The following is a 20,079-nucleotide window of genomic DNA, read 5'->3' as shown; positions in this document are numbered from 1 at the left end:
GGTCCAGCAGCTTCTCCCGCCGGCGGCGTGGTGCAGACCGCCGGTGCGGTAGCTGACCGCGTCGACCGGCAGCCCGTGGTGTTCGGCCAGGATGCCGCGGATCCACACGGCGGCGGTCATCTGGTAATGCGCACGGGCGGCAAGGCGGACAAGGCCCGGTTGCGGGCCGACGCCGCGAACCAATTCGGCTGACCGGCCGGTGCCCCGTCTCGCGACAGTGATGCTGCGTTCGCCGGTCGGTGCGTAACGTCACCGGTGGAGCCGGTGCGAATCAGCAGGCGTCGGCGTCCGGTGCGAGACCGACGACGGTCCCCGTACGGCGGGGTCAGGAGCCGGTCCAGACCGCGACGACCTGATCGCTGGTGGTCCAGTCCTCCGAGGCGAGCAGGGCCCGGAACGCCGGTTCGCAGGCGGCGGTGAGCTCGGCGTTGTTGTTGGCGACGCAGTCGGCCGGCACGACGGTGAAGTAGTCCCGTTCGATCGCGTCGCGGACGGTGGACTCGACACATCCGGTGCCGGCGACACCGGCCACCACCAGGCTGCGGATGTCCCGGCTGCGGAGCAGGTTCTCCAGCTGGGTGCCGACGAACGCGCTGCGCCGCAGCTTTTCGAACACCACCTCGCCCGGCTGCGGGGCGAGCTCGTCCACGATCTCCCAACCCCAGGTGCCACGCATGCAGTGCAGCGGTTCGAAGCCGTGCCGCAGGTTGTCGGCGAGCCAGACCGGCGAGGCCAGCGACCCGTCGGGATGCTGCACCACCCGGCAGTAGAGCACCGCGACGCCGGCGGTGCGGGCTGCGGCGGCGAGCCGGGCGATCGGCGTCACCACGCTCTGAAAGCCGGCCACCATCGCCGTGCCGAAGGCCTTCGCGCAGTATCCGTCGTCGTGCACGAAGTCGTTCTGCATGTCCACGACGAGCAGCGCCGTCCGGGTCGGTTCGATCTTCAGGTCGAGGCGGTCGGGTAGGACGTGACCGAGGTAGCTGCGGGCCATCGGAGCTCCGGGGGGCGACCCGGGGGTGCGCCGACGACCGTAGGCGCACCCCCGGGCGGTGGTCACCAGGTGGCGCAGTACCCGACGCTGAACGTCCGGGCACCCGGCTTCAACGTCCGGTTCCAGTCCACGCCGGTGATCCGCCAGGTCCCGTCGCCGAACGACTCCCGCTCGAAGTTCCACGCGGTGTAGATGTCGCCGGGCAGCTCGACCGCCGCCCGCCAGCCGACCGGCTGATCGGTGGCGTTGCTGGCGACGATCTCCGTGCAGTACCCGCCGCCGCCGTCCGAGTTCCACTGCGTGATCGGCTCGAACGCCACGTCGACGTTGGTGCCGTCGACCAGCCGGCCGACCCCCCACCGCGCGGTCGTCTGGTAGCCGACACCGTTCTGCTCGGCCCAGTTGCGGATCGCCGTACGGGCACCATCGGCGGCGTCATTGACCTGGAAGTCCAGCCCGTGGAAGGTGCCCAGGCCGCCGTACTCGAGCAGACTGATCGCCGCCTCGACGGTGTAGCCCGTGTCGGTACGCACCACCGCGCTGGTCAACCGGCCGGCCTGGAACGCCTCGTCCCCGGTGCCGAACGAGACGACGTTGTCGGCGTTGATCCGGATCTGTGTGTCGTCGTAGCGGTAGGGGCCGTTCTTCGCGTTGCCGGCGTCGACGTAGATCTCCACCGAGTCCTGCGTCCACGGATCGGAGCCGGTGACGTCGACCACCGGGTCGGCCACCTCGGCCAGCACGTACAACGTCTGGTCCTGCCACAGGGTCCGGACGGTGGCCACCGCTCCGTCGGTGCCGGACACCTGCTTGGCGGTGGTGACCTGGTTCGCGTGCGACCAGCCCGGGTCGACCGTACCGTCGATGGCCGGTGCGCTCGGCGTCCGTACCACCTCCAGGTAGGACAGCTCCTCGACCAGGGTGAGGGTGCCGACGGTGCCGGCCGTGGCCCAGCCGGTGGTGCCTCCGTCGTCGGTGACCCGCACGTCGAAGGGGACGGTGCCACCTTCGGCCGGGTCGGACAGCGGCAGCTGCGCGACGACGGCGTAACCGCCGTCCCGCTCGGCCGCCACCGCCGGTACGTCCCCCGATCCGTCCCGGAACACCGGGTACGTCTCGCCGTCGAGCACGAACTCGACCCGGTCGTCCGACGACGGGTCAGCGTCGGTGACCGAGACGTACGCGGTCAGCCGGTCGGCCGACCAGCGCAGCTGGAACCCCGCCGTCTCCTCCACCTGATGCAGGGGCAGCTTGCGCCAGGTGAGATCCGAGGTGACCCCGGCGGACAACGCGACGTCGCCGGCGAAGACGTTCGCGGTGCGCAGCCGGGCCGGCAGCTCCGCGTCGACCGCGCCGTAGTACGCCGGCTTGGCCTGGTACCCGTCGTTGAACAGCAGCGGGGCGCCGCTGTCGGATCGCCACGACCGGCCGTCGGTCAGCCCCCACACGGTGACGACGGCCAGCTCCTCGCTGTACGCCCGGAAGATCCGGAACGCGTCCCGCAGGAAGTAGCCCTGCTCGATCAGGTTGGCCTGGGTCACCGGGGTCCCGATCGTGACGTCGAGCTCGGTGACCGCCTGGACCACCGGCAGACCGGCGAACCTCTCCAACGTGGTTTCGAGGCTGCCGACCGGTGTCGACAGCGACACGTGGAACTGGTGTCCCACCCCGTCCAGCGGCACCCCCCGGTCGAGCAGCCGCTCCACGAGCGCGTGGTAGCGCGCCTGCTTGCCGCTCTGTTCGGTGTTGTAGTCGTTGATGAACAAGGCGACCGGATCGGTGTCCGCCACCGCGTACATGTCGTTGAACGCCTCGTCGGCGTACTGGAACGACAGGTCGATGAACTCCTCGCCGAGGATCCGGTACCACTCGCTGCGGCGCAGGCCGTCGGAGTACTCGCCGCTGTCGTTGACCACCTCGTTGACCACGTCGAACGCGTCCAGTGGGTTGGTGTCGGAGCCGAACCGGCCGTACCGGTCGCTCAGCGACTCGGCCACCGCGAAGATGTGCCCGCGCAGCCGGTCGCGCAGCACCTGCTGGTCGGCGGCCGACGAACTCAACGGCTCGCCGTCGGCGTCCTGGAACATCCAGTCGGGGGTCTGACTGTGCCAGACCAGCACGTGCCCGTACACGCCGAGCTCGTTGGTCTGCGCGAAGTCCATCATTGCGATCGCCTGCTCGTGCGGCCGGAAGTTGCGGTCCGGGTCGTACCACGCCTCCGGCTTCATGTGGTTCTCCGGCGTGATGTTGGTGAAGTGCCGGGTCAGCAGTTCGGCGGCGGACCCGACGGTCTCCCGGCTGTCGATCGCGACGCCGACCGGGAAGTCAGTGGTCTCGTGTATCCCGGTGAGGTCCTCGACGACCGGTGGCTCGGGCACCCGCACCACGACGTCGTCGAGCAGGAAGTCGCTGGTGTTGCCGGTGACGTCCGCGCCCTGCCAGCTGGTCTCGAAGTAGAGGAACGCGCTGACGAAGGTCGGTGCGGTGAAGCTCGCGGTCACCTCGGTCCACCCGTCGTCGGTGACGGTGTCGAACTGGGCGAGGGTGCTGAACGACTCGCTGCCGTCGGCGGTGGTGGCGGCGATGCTCAACCAGATGGCGTCGGTCGGCTGACCCTGCGCGAACCGCAGCCACCCGGACAGTTCGTAGCCGACGCCCGGCTCGAACGCGGTGGTGACGTCGCGTCCGATCCCGGCGCCCTGGTTGACCCGGTCGGTGACGAGCGCGGCCGCCTCGCCGCCGTGCGCGACGTCGGTCAGCTCGACCGTCGGTGCTCCCGGGCCACCGTCGCGCGGCCCCCATCCGTCGAGGCCGTCCTCGAAGTCGCTGTCGATGACGACGGTGCCCGGCGGCGGCCCGCCGGGTCCGGTGTCCGGCGCGGTGATCAGGATGTCGTCGACCAGGTACGTGGCGGTGGCCTCGGCGGCTTCCAGGTAGACCTGGTGTGTGGCCGGGTCGGCGTCGGTCGGCACGGTGAACTCGCCGGTCACCGTGGTCCAGTCGTCGGCGGTGACCGTGGTGTTGCCGATCCAGTTGTAGTCCGGCTTCATGACGAACCGGAATCCGGACGACGCCGGCCCGTCCGGGGCCAGCCGGACGCGCGCCGAGAACGTGTGGGTGACGCCGGCGGTGAAGATTCCGGCCGGGCTCTGCAGCCCGTCGAACCCTTCGACACGGTCGCTGACCCGCAGCGCCCGGCCGTTCTCGGTGTCCACGACGGTCAGGGTGGGTCCACCGCTGGCGGACCAGGTGCCGGTGGTGCCGTCCTCGAAGTCGACCGCGCTCACCGTGACTACGCCGGGTGTCTCGTCGGGGCTGGTGACGAGGACGTCGTCGAGCAGGAAGGGAGTGGTTCCGGCGGCTTCGACGTACAGCGTCGCCGAGGTCAGGCCCGTCGGCATGGTGTACTCACCGCCGATCTGGACCCAGGTGTCGGCGGTGGTCTCGGCGGCGTCGCCGATCCAGGTGTAGGTGTCGTCGCCGCCGTCGGCCGGGGTGGCTGCGACGGTGAAGTGGACACCGGCCGCGCCCTCTGTGCCGGCCGGCAGCTTCACCCAGCCGGTGACCGAGTGGACGACGCCGGGCGAGAACAGGTCGGTCGCGCTGGTCGCGGGGCCCTGCCAGTCGGCGGTACGGCCGGTGACCGACAGGCTTGCCGCGCTGTCCCGGCCTTCCTCGGCGATTGCCAACGTCACGTCACCGCGGGGGCCCCACGGTGCGTACGAGCCGGACTCGAAATCATTGGCGAGCAGCGTGGTGTCCGCCGTCGCGGACGGGGCGGTCGCGATCGTGGCGACCAGCGCGGTCGCGACGGCCGCGGCGAGGGCGGCCAGTCGCGCAGGTGGACGGGGTGGGTGGTATCTGAGGCGCATGAAGGCTCCTGCACGGACGTACGTACGTGTGGTCGGTGCCTGGTGAATCGCGCCAGCAGATCCAGACGGCGGAAATGTTAGCCGGGCGGAGCGGGTACGTCGAGGGCCCGGCTCGCCGGGCCGTGTGGGGGTCAGCAGTTGTTGCTGGTCAGCCGTACGGTGTACTCGTAGTCGTCGTGGGTGATGCCCGACGGCAGGCCGTCGAAGTAGGTCTCCACCTTCTGCCAGCCGCGCCGTTGCTCGTAGTGCAGGTGTGGCGCGCCCGAGTTGCCGGTGCTGCCGAGCAGCCCGATCTGCTCGCCGCGCGCCACCCGCTGACCTTCCCGGACCATCGGCGGTTCGAGTAGATGCAGGTACTGCGTCTCCCAACGGCCGCCGTGGTCGATCTTGACCCAGTAGCCGCCACCGCGCCCCCGGGGCCCGTCCGGATCCTCCGGGTTACGACCGCCGACCGAGCCGTTGACGCCGGCCACGGTGACGACACCGTCGTAGGAGGCGAGCACCGGCCTACCCCACGGGTCGCCCTCGGTCGGGAACAGGTCGACGTCGTAGTCGTCGTGGCCGGGGTAGGTGCCCAGCTGCCAGGTCTCGCCGCAGGCGACCGGGAGCTGGAACAACGGCCGCGGCCCCGGCTCCCGCAGCCACGGCACCACGACCACACCCAGCGCGACGACGGCCGGTACCGTCGCGACGGCGACGAGGATCAGCAGGGTACGCAGGGTCCGGCCGCGACGTCGGCCGCGACGCCGGCCGGTAGGAAACCCGGTGGTCACACTTGCGAGCATGGCAGACGTCGGCACCGTGCCAGGAGGTGGGCCGTCGTACTGCCAGTTGACCGTCAGCTTTCGTCCAGGTGGAGCTGGACACCGCGAGCTACCGTGGCGGGCGTCGGGACCCAGGGCTGGAGGAGCCTACGATGAGCAGCTTCGTCAAACGTTCTCTGCTGTCGATGCTCGCGTCGAAGCTGAGCCGGCACGCCCGGCGGCGGGGGCACGGCTCGCCGGTCGACAGCCTGCTCCGTGAGGTCGACCACCGGCTCAACCGCCGGCACCGTGGTGGTCACTACGGTCACTACGGCAGCGGTCACCACGGCTACCACCGCCACTACCGGCGCAAGCGCTGGTGACCGCCGCCGGCCGGGCAGGTCAACTGTCGGAAACGGTGGCGAACCCACGCCGCCAGTTCTTGGCGTCGGTGTCCGGCTTGTAGTTGTTCTCGATGTTGCCCGCCGCGTCCACCGAGAACCAGAAGACCTTCGTCCCGTACGGCACGGTCAGGGTCTCGCCGCCCTCCCGTACGCCGCCAGCGGTGTAGAGCGTCGACCCGAAGGTCGGCTGACTACCGTCCAACGTGTAGAAGATCGCCGCCGGTTCGCTGACCTCGAACCGGACGTCGACCAGGGTGTCGTCCGGACCGGGCGAGGTGACCAGGGAACTCGTCGGCCGTCTGCGGTCCTTGTCGTGGTCACGGGCCACCCGCATCAGCTCCACGAGACCGTTGGCGTACTCCATGGTCTGCTGGTGTGCCTCGTCCCAGGCCGGCTGGAACGAGGTACCGACCTCGAAGTTCCACGCGTAGATGCCGTACCTGTACCACAGCATGTCGCCGGAGTTGCCGGCAGCGGAGTAGAGCACGTCGGAGATGGGACCGGTCCTGGCCGGGGTCACCGCCAGGTTGCGGTGCCGCTTGATCGCGGTGAGGATTCGCGACGACGCGCCCCAGAAAAAGGACTCCTCCGCCAGGGTCGGCCGTGGTGCGGTGACCCGGCCCGGGGTGACGTATGCACCCGGCGACCACATGAAGTAGTTGCCCGACGAGTGCAGGTTCATCGAGAACTTGATGTTCGGCCGGCTGGCCAGCCAGTCCAGGTTCCGGTTCTCCGGCTCGGACAGTTCGCTCGGGCCGGCGTACACGTCGCTGGTGCAGCTGGTTGACGCGCCGGAGTACCCGTCGAAAAGGCTGTACTCGGTGTAGTTGCGGTTGTTGTCCACACCCCACGAGTTGCGGGCCAGCGCGTCGGTCGCCCCACCGGCGGCGCAGTGGTTCGTCATGTTGCGGCGCTGGAATCCGTAATCGTAGAAGGAGTAGTGGCCGCCGTCGGGGTTGATCGACGGTGCGATCCAGATGTCCAGCGTACGGAGCAGCTGCTTGGTGTTCTCGTCGGCACGGTGGTTGCGGAGCAGGCGTTCGGCGGTCTCGATCGCGACCAGCGGGGGAACCCATTCGCGGGCGTGCTCCTGCGCGTAGGCGAGCACCCCGGTGCGCGAGCCGTCCCGGTATTTGCCGATCCGCAGCGCGTACACCGGGTGCGGGTCGCGGGAGACGGTGGCCGGCGCGGTCAGGTTGTCGCTCAACGGGGTCACCGGGGCCGGGGTGACCACGCCGTCGCCAGCGCCGCCCCGGTAGGTGTAGGCGCTGACCAGGTCGCCCGCCGAGGCATTGATCGCGGCGGTGACCTGCGCGGCGGTGCTGACCACCGTGCCGCCACCGTCGGTGCCCAGGTCGACCCGGATGGCGCTGCCGTCGACGGTGACCGACAGGGGCCGGTCGCCGGCACCGGGGTCGACCAGTTCGACGGTGATGTCGTTGCCGCCCTGGTGCCCCCACGCGTGCGAGTCGACGGCGACCCGGCTCGCCGTGGTGTCACCCAGCACGACCTGTGCCTTGCGCCGGTACCCGTTGGTCCGGTACGGCAGTTCGACGACCTCGGCGAGGTGGGGGAACTCGTCGGCCAGCCGCTGGATCCGGTCGTACAGTTCGGTCGGGGTGAGGTAGCTGGTGACGAAGTCCTTTTGGTATCCGGGTCCCTCGGGGGAGTCGTCCGGGATCGGCAGCCACTGCTCGACCTCGGCCACCGCCACGTCGCCGGTCGGGCTGACGATCTGGATCCGGTCCGGCCGTACGCCGACTGTGCCGGCGCCCCGGTGGTAGAGATAGACGCCGGCGTCGACGAACCGTGTGATGACCTGTGTGCCACCGGAACCCATGGCGGTGCCCGGGCCGCTGTCCCGGGACACGGTCAACGTGCTCGGTGAGCTCTGCCCCTGGGCCCACTTCGCCTCCACCGACAGCACCTGGTCGGTGCCGGAGGTGTAGTAGTCGGCCCGGATGATCCTGATGTCGGCCACCGCGGCGTCCTGCCGCACCCGCGCGGTGAACGTCTGGTTGTCGGCGCGGTGGCGGGCTATCGTCGCCTCCCGCTCGGCGACGCGTGCCCGGGCGTCGGCCGGCTCGTGTAGCAGTTTGCCGATCCGGAAGCCACCGGCCCGCAAAGCGTCGATCTCGGTCGGGGTGACGACGGCGTGGACGACGATCCCGGCGGCGGTCTGCGACACGTGGTGATCCAGGTCGACTCCGGTGGCGACGAGAGCGTCGAGCTCGTCGCGGTCGGTCACGACGACCTCTACGACGCTGGCCTGCTCGTCGGCCAGCCGTTCGAGCGGGGCCTGGATCCGCGGCCGCTCGGTAGCCTGCGGACGGTCGACGGACGGCGCAGTGGCCGGCACGGCGGTGGCCGGCCCGGCCAACAGGACGACGGCACCGGCGGCGGCCACGGCCGCCGCGAGTTGCCGTCGCCACTGGGATGCAGGTGAGGGAACCATGTGGGACCTTTCACTCGCGGTGCCGCTGATCCATGGGTGGGAGCAGGGCGACGGCCGGAACGACCCGCGACGACGCACCGTACGGCACCGCCACGGGTAGGCGAGAAGGATCGACCAGTACGGATTCGATCATCCTGGCCGGCAGCGGTGTGCTCTGTCAACGACCTGCCGGTGCGGCGCGCCGGCGGTCAGACCGGCGGATTGCCGCCGGCGATCGCCGACCGCAGCTGAGCGCAGGCCTGGTCCGCCGTACGCGTGAGTCGCTCACTCGCGTCGGGGCTCAATCCGCGCTCGGTGGCGGTCCAGCCGACCCAGGCGGCGGCGACGTCGGGAAGCACCGGTCCGGCCACCGGATCGGCACCGGCTTCGGCGGCGAGCGCCGGCAGGCCGAGCACGGCGAGCACCCGGCGTGGACCCAGCTGCAGCGGATGGCAGGCGGCCTGCTCGACGAACTGCTCGACGAGCAGGTCGACCGCGCGGCTGGCGGTGCCGTCGGTCGGGAACCCGGCCGCCGCCTCGGAGGCCAGGAACGCCCGCTTCAGCAGCTCGATCTCCACGGTGGTCGGAAACGGATCCGGCGGGGCCGCGACGTCACTGAGCGCGCGGGCCCGGGCCAGCGTCAACGCCCGCATCTTCCGGTACGCGTCGGGCATCGGTCGCAGTTTGTACTCCGGGTTCTCCATCAGCTCGTCCGACGTGGCGACGGCGTCCTCGATCAGCCGTCGGGCCAGCGCCGGATCGAGCGGTTCGGTCACGAAACCGTCCTCGCCCCCGTGTGTCCGGTCGAGCAGTTGCCGCAGCGAGTCGACCCGGGTGCCGAGCAGGATCTCCCGGATCCGTCCACCGCCGATCGCCTGGTCGATCACGGTGAGGATGCCGTGTTCGTCGGTGCCGCCGTAGGAGAAGCCGCAGAGCAGCACCGCCGTCTCACCGTACGGGTCGTGCGCCCACCGGCAGCAGTCGACGTCGACCCGGCCGATGCTGCCGGTCCAGGGCGGTTCCGGCAGCCCGTGCCCGACGAGCCGGTCGGCGTTGAGCCGGGCGAGTTCCCGTTGGGTGTCGATGGTGCTCATCGCCTGGAGACCGCGTAGCGCGGCGACCGCCGTCGGGGTCCGCCGCCGGCCAAGTTCGTGAATGACCGCGGCGTCGGCCTGTACGGCGTCGGCGAGTGGCAGGCTGATCCCTTCGGCGCTCTCGTGGGCGAGTAACTGGGTCATGCTCTGCTCTACCGACCACGGGGAACTTCCTCCTTTCAGGGAGAAGCTCCATTCCAGGAAGTCCGCGCTCGCCGAGGCACGGTCGAGGCTCTCATCGCTGTCACCCATGGCGCGATTGTCGCAGTCGGCGGGCCGTGGTGCGACGAAGGCCGTCAGTGGGTCGAGTAACTGTCGATTCCTCTGCCCGGCGGACTCGTTGGGATGGACGATGCTGAGTACACTGGGCGGTGCGACAGAATCCGCGGTCAGCGTGCTGATCCTGGGCACGGCCGAATGGGATTCGGCTGTCGCCACCAACCAGCACTACGTCACCCGTGAGTTGGCGGTCGGTGCGCAGGTCACCTTCGTGGAGTCGCTCGGTCTACGTCGACCGACACTGCGTCCCGACGACCTCGCCCGGATGGTCGGCCGCGTCCGGCGGGCCTTCGGCGCGTCGGCCGGTCCGTCCACCCGCCAGCCGGCCAGAGCGAGGCCGGCGAACACCACGATCGTCTCGCCGCTGGTGGTACCGGTGCACCGGGCACCGACGCGACCATTGAACCGGGCCGTCCTGCGCCGGGCGACGGCGACCTGGCTCACCAGTGACCGGCCGCGGGTGCTGTGGACCTTCACCCCGGTGACCTACGGCCTCGAGGCCGCGGCGGACGTGGTCGTCTACCACTGCGTCGACCTGCTGGCCAGATTCCCCGGCGTCGACCCGGGGGCCGTGGCGAACGGCGAGCGCGACCTCGCCGTCCGGCCCGACGTGGTGGCGATCGCGACCAGTGACGCGGTACGCGTACACCTGGCATCATCCGGTTTCTCCCGGATCGAGCTATTGGAGAACGTTGCCGACACCACGGTGTTCCAGCGGGGCAGCCGCCCGGCGGCCGAGCGCCGTCCGGCGGTCATCGGATTCCTTCTGTGGATACTCCGGCCTTCAGGACTCCGTTGGGGAACGGCCAAACCCGTTGGATTTGTCCGTTGGCATGATTACCGGGTTGATCGGGTGGAAAGGATTCAGTATGTCGCTGCAGTCGTGGGACGACCGTGGGGTGCCGGAGTGGACCGCGCGGGTGGTCAGGGCGTCGTTCCCGAAGGGCACCCTGGCCATGCGGATCCGTGACGCGCTGGGCCCGGTGTTCACCGATGACATGTTCGCGGAGGCGTTCCCGGCGGGAGGCCGTCCGGCGGCGTCGCCGGGGGCGTTGGCGCTGGTGTCGGTGCTGCGGTACGCCGAAGGGCTCAGCGACCGTCAGGCCGCCGACCAGGTCCGGGCGAGGATGGACTGGAAGTATCTGCTCGGCCTGGAACTCGACGATCCCGGGTTCGACTTCACGGTGCTCAGCGACTTCCGTGCCCGGCTGGTCAAGCACGGCATCGAGGAGAAGATACTGGATGTGGTCCTGGACCGGTGCGCGCGGCAGGGACTGCTGCGCGCTGGCGGTCGACAGCGGACGGACTCCACGCATGTCCTCGCGGCGGTGCGCACGCTGAACCGGATGGAGTTCGTCGGGGAGACCCTGCGGGCGGCCCTGGAGGTCCTGGCCGCAACCGTACCGGGGTGGCTGACGCCGCTGATCGACGCCGGCCGGGTCGAACGCTACGGCGCCCGGGTCGACTCCTACACCAGAACCTGGCGACGCGCAGGCTGATGCCCGAACAGCATGTGGTCGATGCGGGCTACGTCACCGCCGCGCATGTTCTGACCGCCCGCGATGAGCACCGGGTTGACCTGCTCGGACCCGTCGGGCCCGATACCCACCAGGGTGAACGTCTCCCGCAGTCGGCGTTCCGCGTCGACTGGCAGGCCAGGACCGTGACCTGTCCGCAGGGCAAGGCCAGCATCAGCTGGTCCACCCAGCGCAAGAACAGCGGCACCGAGCTGGCCCGGGTCCACTTCGCCGCCACCGACTGCACCGGCTGCCCCGTCCGCGCGGCCTGCACCACTGCCGCGGTCAACAGCGAACGGGGACGCAGTCTCACCCTGCTTCCCGCAGCCCAGCAGCAGATCCTGGACAGCCGACGTCGCGAACAGACCACCGAAGCCTGGCAACAGAGCTACCACATCCGCGCTGGTGTCGAGGCCACCATCTCCCAGACGACCCGACGCACCGGCATCCGACGCACCCGCTACCTCGGCATGGACAAGACACACCTCGGTCACCTCCTCGCCGCGACCGCCGTCAACGTCATCCGCATCGACGCATGGCTCACCGACACGCCCCTCGGCCGCACCAGAACCAGTCACCTCACCCAACTCGACCTCGCCGGCTGACAGGCGGTACATCATGTCTTGGCCGTTCCCCAACGGAGTCCTTCAGGGCGGGGAGGATTGTCAAGTGGCGCTACTGGGGTCCGGTCACCATCGGTGTCGCCGCGACGGTCGCCAGCCTCGTGATGCTGGTCGGCTCGGCGTTGTCGCTGCAGCTGCTGCGCCAACTGGTCCGGCTGCTGTCGCTGCTGGCGCCAGCGGTGGCAGCCACGGCCGTCGTCGGTTGGGCGCTGGCCGGGGACGGACTGCTCCACACAGCCGCCTCATGCAGCGCGATCGGCCTGATCTGGTCGGGCTACACGGTGCTGGTGCCGTCGTTGCGGCGGGTCGTCGTCACTGAGCTGTGGGCGAAGGTCGCCGGCCGGACGACCTGACGTGCCGGGCCCGGACGCATTGTCCGGGCCCGGCACGTCACCGGTCAGAGAGTCCGTAGTCGTACGTCGCGGAACTCCATCACGTCGCTGTTACCGTGGTTTTGCAGACCGATGAATCCGCTGACGAACTGGCGCAGATCGGTGGGCGGGTCACCCGCCCGGGACGACTGCTTGCCCGGCACGTTGTCGAACTCGCTGATCGTCACCCCGTTACGGATGATCGTGTAGTGCTGTCCGACTACCCGGATCTCGTAGTCGTTCCACTCGCCCTTCGGTGCGGGCAGCGCCTGGTCCAGGTCGTTGGGCTGGAAATTGTAGATCGACCCGGTCTTCTGCGGTTCTCCGCCCGTTCCGTCGTAGAGTTGGATCTCATGGCCGCAGAAGATCGCCACCCAGGCCTGGGAACTGCGGGCGGAGCCGACCGTGCCACAGCTGCCCTCCGGCCGCTCGTCCACCGGCACTCGTGGATCCGGGAACCGGACGAACACCCCGCTGTTGGCCCGGGTGTCACCCGGTGACACGTCCTTGAACCGCAGCCGTAGCGAGTAGTCGGCGAACTCCTCCTCGCCGTACCAGAGCATGCCCAGCCCGCCGGAGCTGCTGATCGACCCATCCGGTAGCAGCCGGAACGTGCCTCCGGGGGCCTGCCGCCACCCTGACAGCGAATGGCTGGTGCCGTCGAACAGCGTCCGGTAGCCGGCGGTCCGACCGACGGGGGAGTCGGCACGGGCGGCCCGCAGCGTCGTCGCCTCCTGCTCGTCGAGCACCTCGGCGTCGGTGAGCTGCGCCAGCACCTCGTCGAGGTGGCTGGTGAACGAGCCCTGGTTCGGCCACTGCCGTTCATCGTCGATCAGGTCGTTGACCGTGCACCCGGCACCGGCGTCGTGGTTCGTCACCCCGGTGTCGGTGTCCAGCAGCCAGACCGTCTCCCGGGCGTCCGGTGCGTCGCAGCCGGTGTCGACCACGATGGTGTGCTCGGCCACCTCGCCGTCGGCGTAGGTCACCTTCACCGTCGCCTCGAACCGCCCGTGCTTGCGGTAGGTGTGGGTCGGGTGCGGCAGGTGCGACACCCGGTTGCCCTCACCGAAGGTCCACTCCCAGGCCACCCCGCCCACCCGGTGGCTGGAGAAGGTCACCGTACGCGGGTCGCTCGGATCCGGGACCCGGGCCGAGGCGTACTCCGGTCCCGGGGTCGGCGCGCCGCCGTCGTAGACGATCCGGATCAGCTTCTGATTGCCGTGCAGGGTGAAGAATCCGCCGCCGTAGTCCAGCAGGTAGAGCGCGCCGTCCGGGCCGAACTTGGCGTCCATCCAGTGCTGCAACTGGGTGCCGCCGTTGCCACCGGGAATGATCGCCCGAAGGTCCTCCGCGTAGGCGGGGGCGCCCTGGTCGGGCACCACCGCCGGGTCGACGGTGACCGCCACCCGGTTGTCCGCGTTGGACTGGTCACCGATGAACCACTTGCCGTCCCAGTGCACCGGCCAGGCCACACCGCTGTCGGTGTCGACCTGTGAGCGGTGGTACGTCGGGCCGTTCATCACGGCCTGGCCGCCACCGCGCAGGTAGGGCCGGGTGAAGGTCTCTTCGCCCGGCTCGTACGTGGGCAACCCGCTGCCACCGGCACGGGTCGGGAAGACCGGGCCGCCGCCCTGCGGCGAGTACCAGATCATGTTGTCGCGCACCGGCGGCAGATTCACCAGCCCGGTGTTCCGCGGCGAGGTGTTTCGCGGATTGTCGCAGTCGTACCAGCCGGTCAGTACCGACGCGTCGGTGTTGCTGCGGTCCCGGTACGGCTGCCGGTTGCCCATGCAGTACGGCCAGCCCTGGTTACCGGCGGAGGTGATGATCGTGGCGTGTTCGTACTTCGCCGGACCGAGTTCCGGATCCGGGTTGGTGGCGTCCGGGCCGACCCAGGCAGCGGTCAGCCAGTCGTTGACCGGGTCCCAGGCGATGCGCGACGGGTTGCGTACCCCCATGACGTAGATCTCCGGGCGGGTCTTGCCGCCGCCTTCCTCCTCGCCGGTGAACAGGTTGCCGTCCGGGATGCTGTACGTGCCGTCCGGTTTCGGTGTGATCCGCAGGATCTTGCCGTTGAGGTTGTTGGTATTGCCGGCGGTACGGCGGGCGTCCTGGAACGAGACGCCGGCGTACTCCTGGGTCCAGTTGTTGCCGGAGTAGCCGCTGGAGCCACCGGACGAGTTGGCGTCACCGGTGCTGACGTACAGGTTGCCCGCGTCGTCGAAGGTCATCCCACCCCCGGCGTGGCAGCAGCTGTGGATCTGGGTGTCCCAGCTGAGCAGGTCTTCACGGGTGGCCTGGTCGATGCTGGCGTTGTCGTGGTCGTAGGTGAACCGGGACACGGTCCGCTGGCCGATCCGGTTCTCCCGGTCAATCGACTCGTGGGGCATCCAGTACACGTAGAACCAGCCGTTGTCGGTAAACGCCGGATCCAGGGTCATGCCCAGCAGACCCTCCTCGCTCTTGACCAGCTCGCTGCCGCTGCCCCGGTTGCCCATCACCTCCAGAGTGGTGAGCAGCTTCACCTCCCGAGTCCGCGGATCCCACTGGTGGATGGTGCCGCAGCCCTTGCCGATGTCCGGGTTCGACCAGTCGGGGATCGCCCCGGAGGGGCAGGCGGCGCGGCCGATGTAGAAGACCGTGCCGTCCGGCGCGATGGTCAGGCCGTGCGGCTCACCGACCTGATCCAGTTCACCCTGCTGGTTGGTGCCGGTGAGCCGCTCGATCCGGTAGTTGGCGGCTATCGTCGCCTGGCAGTCACCGCGTACCGTGCCGGCGGTCCACTGGATCGCGCCGAGGATGTGGTCGCGGAACTGGAGGTCCTTGGCCCAGCTTGCCTCGGTGCGGCCCATTCCGGTGTAGAACGACCGGCCACCGTCGTAGTCGTGGCACCAGGCCACCGGGTGGAACGGTCCGTTGCCGCTGAGCCCTGCGTCGTAGCTGGTCTCGTCGACCTGGGCGACGACGTGCACCCGACCAACCGGGTTCGGGTCCCAGCTGATCCACTGGTCGTCGCGGGTCCAGTTCATCGGCAGGTCGCGGGTCGCCGGGTGGTTGCGGTCGGTGACGTCGACCTCTGCCTGCTGGATCTGGGTCTCCGGTGCCGCGCCGGCGTCGGCACCGATCAGCCAGAGCTCGGCGAGCTGGGTCAGCGGCTCGCCGCTGTTCGCGGTGATGTCCAGCCGGTAGTGCCGGTAGGCCTCGGTGTTGTCGAACGCGAACTGCCGGGTGAGGAACCGCTGTGGGAAGCTCTGCCCGGTCCGGCGGTCCAGATCGGTCCAGTTCTCGCCGTCGTTGGACCCCTGCAGCGTCCAGTCCCGCGGGTCGCGGCCGGGGAAGTCGTTGGCCGAGGTGAGCGCGTACCGGTTGACCACGGTCGGCTCAGCCAGCTCACCGGCCAGCCAGCCGGTCGGGGAGCGGGTCAGCCACTTGGTGCCGGTGGCGCGGTCGAACGCGTGGCTGGCGGTCTCGTTCGGCGGGTTGTTGCCGCTGGCGCTCGACTCGACCACCGTCTCCGCCGGCGGCAGGGTGGGTGCCGGCCGGGTGCCGAGCAGACCGGTGAACCATTCCGATCCGGGCTGGGTGTACGCCGCGTCGTGCACGCCGACGAAGCCGCCGCCGCCCTTGACGTACGCCTGGAACGCCGCCTCCTGCGCGTCGTCGAGGGTGACGCCGGCAGTGGAGAGGAAGACCACGCTGCGGTAGCGGGCCAGGTTGTCGGGGTTGAACACGCTCGGATCGTCGGACGAGTGCACATAGAAGCCGTGCTCGTTGCCGAGCCGCCGGATGACGTTGGTGGCCCGGCGGACCGGGTCGCTCTGTTCGGCCTCGGGGCCGTGGAAGACCAGCACGTTGACGACCCGGTTGCCCCAGGTGGGTGGCGTGGGGTCAGCCTGGGCGGGGGAGACCGGCGCGGTCAGCAGACCGCCCAGCAGGGTGACGGCCGCGGCCGCGGCGGCTGATCGGTGGCGCAGTCGGGGGAATCTGAAATGGCGTCTGTCGGCCATTCCTGCTCCTTACAGCGGCCGGCGCGGGATGCGCCGGGGTGGGGTGGCTGGGACGGTTCAGTTCTGGTGGCCGTCGTGTCCGGCACCGGCCTGGATGTCGGCGGCCGGCTCGCCGCCGACGTCGACACCCGACTGGGCGAGCACCGCACGGTGCTGGTGACCGCCGGGCGGCATCTGTCCGTTCTCGTCGAGGACGTGCAGGGTGGTGGCCATGCCCAGGTCGGAGTGGAACTGCATGTGGCAGTGCAGCATCCAGTGGCCCGGTCCGACCGAGTCGCCGGCGACGATGGTCACGCCGAACGAGTCACCGGGACCGAGGGTCTTGTTGTCGATAACCGGGATGGAGTCGACGATCGCCTTGTTGTCGCCGGCGACCACGCCGGTGCGGGTGTCCGCCCAGGAGTGGCCGTGGACGTGCCAGGTGTGCATGTCGTCGCCGGTGCCGACCACGATGAACTCGACCCGCTCGCCGACCTTCGCGACGAAGCAGGCCGGGCCGGGCACCGGGTTGTCCAGGTCGCAGTCGTCGGTCGCGGCCCCGCGACGCAGGTTGATCGACTGGCGGTCGCCGAAGACCGTCACGTAGGTCCGGTCCGGCCGGGGGTCGCCCTGCCGGCGTACCACCAGGCCGCCGAACAGGCCCGAGCCGATGCCCTGGGTGCCGTGCGGGCCGCCGACCACGTGGTCGTGGTACCACCAGTAGCCGGCGGTGCCCGGCGAGCCGGTCCGGGAACTGCGCGGCTTCGCGTACCAGGTGTAGGTCCGGGACTCACCCGGCCCGACATAGGAGCCACTGTGTACGGTCCCGTCGGAGTCCTGGGTGTACTTCACCCCGTGTGCGTGCAACGAGACGCCGAGCGGGTGCTCCGGATCGGTCCGCAGTTGACCCAGCGTCTCGGCGGTCACCTGGTTGTGCAGGGTGATCGCCAGGCACTCGCCTTCGATCATCTCCATCGTCGGGCCCGGGTAGGAGGCGGTCTGCGGGGTCAGGCCGTAGCCCAGCCGGATCTGGTTGGTCACCGGGTCGCGGGGCAGCTCCACGGCGTACAGCTGCAGCTCCCGGTCCGGAGCCACGCAGCCCCCGGGCACCACGCCGTCGGCTGGTTCGACTGCGGCCACCGGGTCGGTGGCGCGGTGGTTGACCGCGTACGCGGCACCCGCGCTGGCGAAGGTGACCGCCAGGACCGCCAGGACCACCAGGGCCCGGCCCACGCCGTTATCAGGCGGGCCACCCGGTCTGGCCGATCGGTCGATCGGGCCGGTGCTCAACTCTGTCGTCTCGTTCAACGTCCGTTCCTGTTCGTCGCGTCGGTCATCGCCGGTCGGGGGTGGTGGTCTGTCCGTCGGGGTCCCGGGCCGCTCACGGCGTCAGCGGGGCGATCCGGACGTTGCGGAAGCTGACGATGTCGTCCGCGCCGTGCACCTGCAGGCCGAGGTAACCTTCGGTCCGCTGCCGACCGGCACCGCCCGGGTCGTCGGCCCGAGGCGGGTCGAACACCAGGTCAGGGGTGTTGACGAACTCGTTGACCAGCTCCCCGTTGCGGAAGATCGAGTAGTGCTGCCCGACCACCCGGATCTCGTAGTCGTTCCAGGTGCCCTTCGGGGTGACCCCGGCGGCGTCAACGTCGACGCCGTCGAACCCGTACACCGAACCGGTCTTGTAGCGGTCGCCGACCGGGCCGTCGAAGATCTGCACCTCGTGGCCGTACTTGATGGCCACCCATTCCGGCCGGGGCTCCTGCGGATGCTGGTGCACGCCGGGAAACCGGACGAAGACGCCGCTGTTGGCCCGGGCGTCACCCGGGGCGTCGTCGCGCCACTGCAGCTTCACCGAGAAGTCGCCGTAGCTGCGGATCGGGAACCAGAGCAGGCCGAGTCCGGCGACCGGCCGGCTGGTGATCGAACCGTCGGCGTTGCGGGTGAACCCGCCCGCGCCGACCTGCTCCCACTGATCGAACGACGCGCCCGACCGGTTGAGGATCGGCTGGTAGCCGGTGTGGGCGTCCGACTTGCCGACTGCCGACAGCTTGGCCGTGTCGATCAGGGTGACCCGCTCGGCCTGGCTGATGACACCCTGTTCGCGCAGGTTCTTGACCACCGCGCGGACGTGCTGCATGAACTCGTTGTGGTTACGCCAGATCCGTTCGCTGGCGATCAGGTTGTTGATGGTGCAGCCGGGACCCACCTGCCGGTTGGGCACCGCACTGTTGCGGGTGCCCAGCCAGACCGTCGGGCGGGTGTCCAGCACCGGGCACTGCGGATCGCCGCCGCCGGCGACCACGGTGAAGGTGACCGATCCGGGATCGGAGGTGTTGCCGGCTTCGTCGGTGGCGCGGTAGCTGACCGTGTGCGTACCCGGGCTGTTCACCGTGACCGGGGCGGTGTAGCCGGTGTAGGCACCGCTGTCGAGGGAGTACTCGACACTGGCGACCCCGGAGTCGTCGTCGGTCGCGATCAGGGTCACCGTCGCGGTGTCGAGGTAGCCGCCGTCCGGCGTCCGGGCACCGGAGACGGACGAGGTCACCGTGGGTGCGGTGGTGTCCGGGTCCGGGGGCGTGGTGACGGTGAAGGTGACCGACCGCGGGTCCGAGGTGTTTCCGGCGATGTCGGTCGCCCGGTAGGTCAGCGTGTGCTGGCCCGGCTCGTTGACGGTGACCGGGGCGGTGTACTCGCTGAACTCGTCGCCGTCGAGGGAGTGTTCGATGGTGTCGACACCGGACATGTCGTCGGTGGCGGTGAGGGTGACGGTGGCGGCACCGAGGTAGCCCCCGTCGTCGTCGCGCGGCCCGGCCAGCGCCGCGGTCACCTGGGGCGCGGTGGTGTCTTCGGTGTTGTCGTCGCTGACCACCAGTAGCCCGTTCATCAGACCGTGGCCGGGGATGGCGCAGAAGTACCGGTACGTCCCCGGAGTGAGTACCACGTCGACGGTCCACAGGCCGCCGTTGGCGTCGTACGGGTCGGCCAGGATGTTGACGTTCACGTCCTGGTTGTAGGTCGGGTCAGCGGTCTCGAAGGTGAGCGTGTGCTGCATGCCGCTGGTGTTGCCGGTCGCTGCGCTGTTCTCGAAGACCAGCGTCGCCGGGCCGGGCTCGGCGGTGGTCGGCGCCGAGGTGTACGCGGTGACGTCGTTGCCCGTGGTCCAGGTCAGTACCTGGGCGGCCCGGTACTCCGGTGGACCGCCGTGGGTCGGGCGGGCGTTGACCGGCGCCGCGGCCAATGTGGTGGTGAGGACCATGCCGACCACGGCCGCCAGCGCGGTCAGCGACCGTCGCGGTCGGGTCGGTGCTCTGCTCGGGCGGACAGCTCCGCCGTGTTGGTCAGGGTTGACTGCCATCTCAGCGTACCTTTCATCACAGGCCGGTCCGTTTCGGACAGACTCGGTGCATGGTCGGCCACCGGCCGGGGGTGATCCGGGCGCGCGGAAACTGCACCAGTGGGGGCACGGGTGCGGCCACGCTTCACCGGCACCCGGGGCAGGCGGCCGACGCCGGGCGGGTGCGGTGGTGATACCGGGTGTGCGGGTAGGTAGGTGACGGGAAACGTTGGGCGGGTCCGACAGGTGACGACTGCCCTGGCGGCCAGGGAATGAGTAGGGCGACGGGGGTGCGGGCGCGCGCCGCCGCGCCGATCGGATGCGTCCAGTGTTTCCGGGGGGTGCCACGGCCCCGGCGAGGTCGTCGCCGTCGGGCGGGTGCCGTGCCCGCCCGACGGCGTCCGGTCGGGGCAGCCAAACTGTTTGGT

General features: G+C 70.0%; 14 protein-coding genes. 6 read left to right on the top strand and 8 right to left on the bottom strand.

Annotation, left to right across the window (positions count from 1 at the left end; translation table 11 throughout):
- Positions 1-27 precede the first annotated feature (27 nt).
- A complete protein-coding gene (locus O7610_RS08815; protein WP_289213034.1) occupies positions 28-192 on the top strand; it encodes a hypothetical protein in 165 nt (54 codons plus the stop codon).
- A gap of 133 nt (positions 193-325) precedes the next feature.
- Here the strand turns inward: O7610_RS08815 and O7610_RS08810 are convergent, their stop codons facing one another.
- The 3 genes from O7610_RS08810 to O7610_RS08800 all read right to left on the bottom strand — a co-directional run bounded on the left by O7610_RS08810 (position 326) and on the right by O7610_RS08800 (position 5,651).
- On the bottom strand, positions 326-994 hold the full coding sequence (locus O7610_RS08810) for a cysteine hydrolase family protein (protein ID WP_289213033.1): 669 nt from the start codon (positions 992-994) through the stop codon (positions 326-328).
- A gap of 62 nt (positions 995-1,056) precedes the next feature.
- A complete protein-coding gene (locus O7610_RS08805; RefSeq protein WP_289213032.1) occupies positions 1,057-4,866 on the bottom strand; it encodes an endo-1,4-beta-xylanase in 3,810 nt (1,269 codons plus the stop codon).
- A gap of 131 nt (positions 4,867-4,997) precedes the next feature.
- Positions 4,998-5,651: a M23 family metallopeptidase gene (locus O7610_RS08800; RefSeq protein ID WP_289213031.1), complete on the bottom strand. Its 654-nt coding sequence runs from the start codon at positions 5,649-5,651 to the stop codon at positions 4,998-5,000.
- 131 nt (positions 5,652-5,782) lie between these two features.
- Between O7610_RS08800 and O7610_RS08795 the strand changes: the two genes are divergently transcribed.
- Positions 5,783-5,992, top strand: a complete 210-nt coding sequence (locus tag O7610_RS08795; RefSeq protein WP_289213030.1) for a hypothetical protein — start codon at positions 5,783-5,785, stop codon at positions 5,990-5,992.
- A 19-nt stretch (positions 5,993-6,011) separates the two neighbouring features.
- Here the strand turns inward: O7610_RS08795 and O7610_RS08790 are convergent, their stop codons facing one another.
- Positions 6,012-8,468, bottom strand: a complete 2,457-nt coding sequence (locus O7610_RS08790) for a M14 family metallopeptidase (protein ID WP_281555233.1) — start codon at positions 8,466-8,468, stop codon at positions 6,012-6,014.
- Between the two features lie 188 nt (positions 8,469-8,656).
- Positions 8,657-9,793, bottom strand: a complete 1,137-nt coding sequence (locus O7610_RS08785; protein ID WP_281555232.1) for a hypothetical protein — start codon at positions 9,791-9,793, stop codon at positions 8,657-8,659.
- 100 nt (positions 9,794-9,893) lie between these two features.
- Between O7610_RS08785 and O7610_RS08780 the strand changes: the two genes are divergently transcribed.
- The 4 genes from O7610_RS08780 (at position 9,894) to O7610_RS08765 (ending at position 12,313) form a co-directional block, all read left to right on the top strand.
- Positions 9,894-10,790 carry a glycosyltransferase family protein gene (locus O7610_RS08780; protein ID WP_289213029.1) on the top strand — a complete coding sequence of 299 codons (897 nt, stop codon included), beginning with the start codon at positions 9,894-9,896 and terminating at the stop codon, positions 10,788-10,790.
- Entirely contained in the window at positions 10,777-11,319 is a 543-nt protein-coding gene (locus O7610_RS08775) for a transposase (RefSeq protein WP_289213028.1), read from the top strand. Before O7610_RS08780 ends, O7610_RS08775 begins: the two co-directional genes overlap by 14 nt.
- Complete coding sequence (locus O7610_RS08770) at positions 11,319-11,942, top strand: transposase (protein ID WP_281555230.1); 624 nt, start codon at positions 11,319-11,321, stop codon at positions 11,940-11,942. The genes O7610_RS08775 and O7610_RS08770 overlap by 1 nt, the downstream gene beginning before the upstream one ends.
- A gap of 122 nt (positions 11,943-12,064) precedes the next feature.
- The gene (locus tag O7610_RS08765; protein WP_281555229.1) at positions 12,065-12,313 is read left to right on the top strand and encodes a hypothetical protein; all 249 of its coding nucleotides are present in this window, start codon (positions 12,065-12,067) and stop codon (positions 12,311-12,313) included.
- A 44-nt stretch (positions 12,314-12,357) separates the two neighbouring features.
- Here the strand turns inward: O7610_RS08765 and O7610_RS08760 are convergent, their stop codons facing one another.
- The 3 genes from O7610_RS08760 to O7610_RS08750 form a co-directional block, all read right to left on the bottom strand.
- Positions 12,358-16,338: a ThuA domain-containing protein gene (locus O7610_RS08760; protein ID WP_289213027.1), complete on the bottom strand. Its 3,981-nt coding sequence runs from the start codon at positions 16,336-16,338 to the stop codon at positions 12,358-12,360.
- A 57-nt stretch (positions 16,339-16,395) separates the two neighbouring features.
- Positions 16,396-17,550 (bottom strand): multicopper oxidase domain-containing protein, encoded by a 1,155-nt coding sequence (locus tag O7610_RS08755; RefSeq protein ID WP_281567332.1) that lies wholly within the window; start codon positions 17,548-17,550, stop codon positions 16,396-16,398.
- Positions 17,551-17,698: 148 nt separating this feature from the next.
- Positions 17,699-19,672, bottom strand: a complete 1,974-nt coding sequence (locus O7610_RS08750; protein ID WP_289213026.1) for an OmpL47-type beta-barrel domain-containing protein — start codon at positions 19,670-19,672, stop codon at positions 17,699-17,701.
- Between the last annotated feature and the right edge of the window lie 407 nt (positions 19,673-20,079).

This window comes from Solwaraspora sp. WMMA2065 (assembly GCF_030345075.1).
GTDB lineage: Bacteria > Actinomycetota > Actinomycetes > Mycobacteriales > Micromonosporaceae > Micromonospora_E.
Note: the sequence above shows the minus strand (reverse complement) of the source record. Positions and strands in the feature narration are given on the sequence as shown.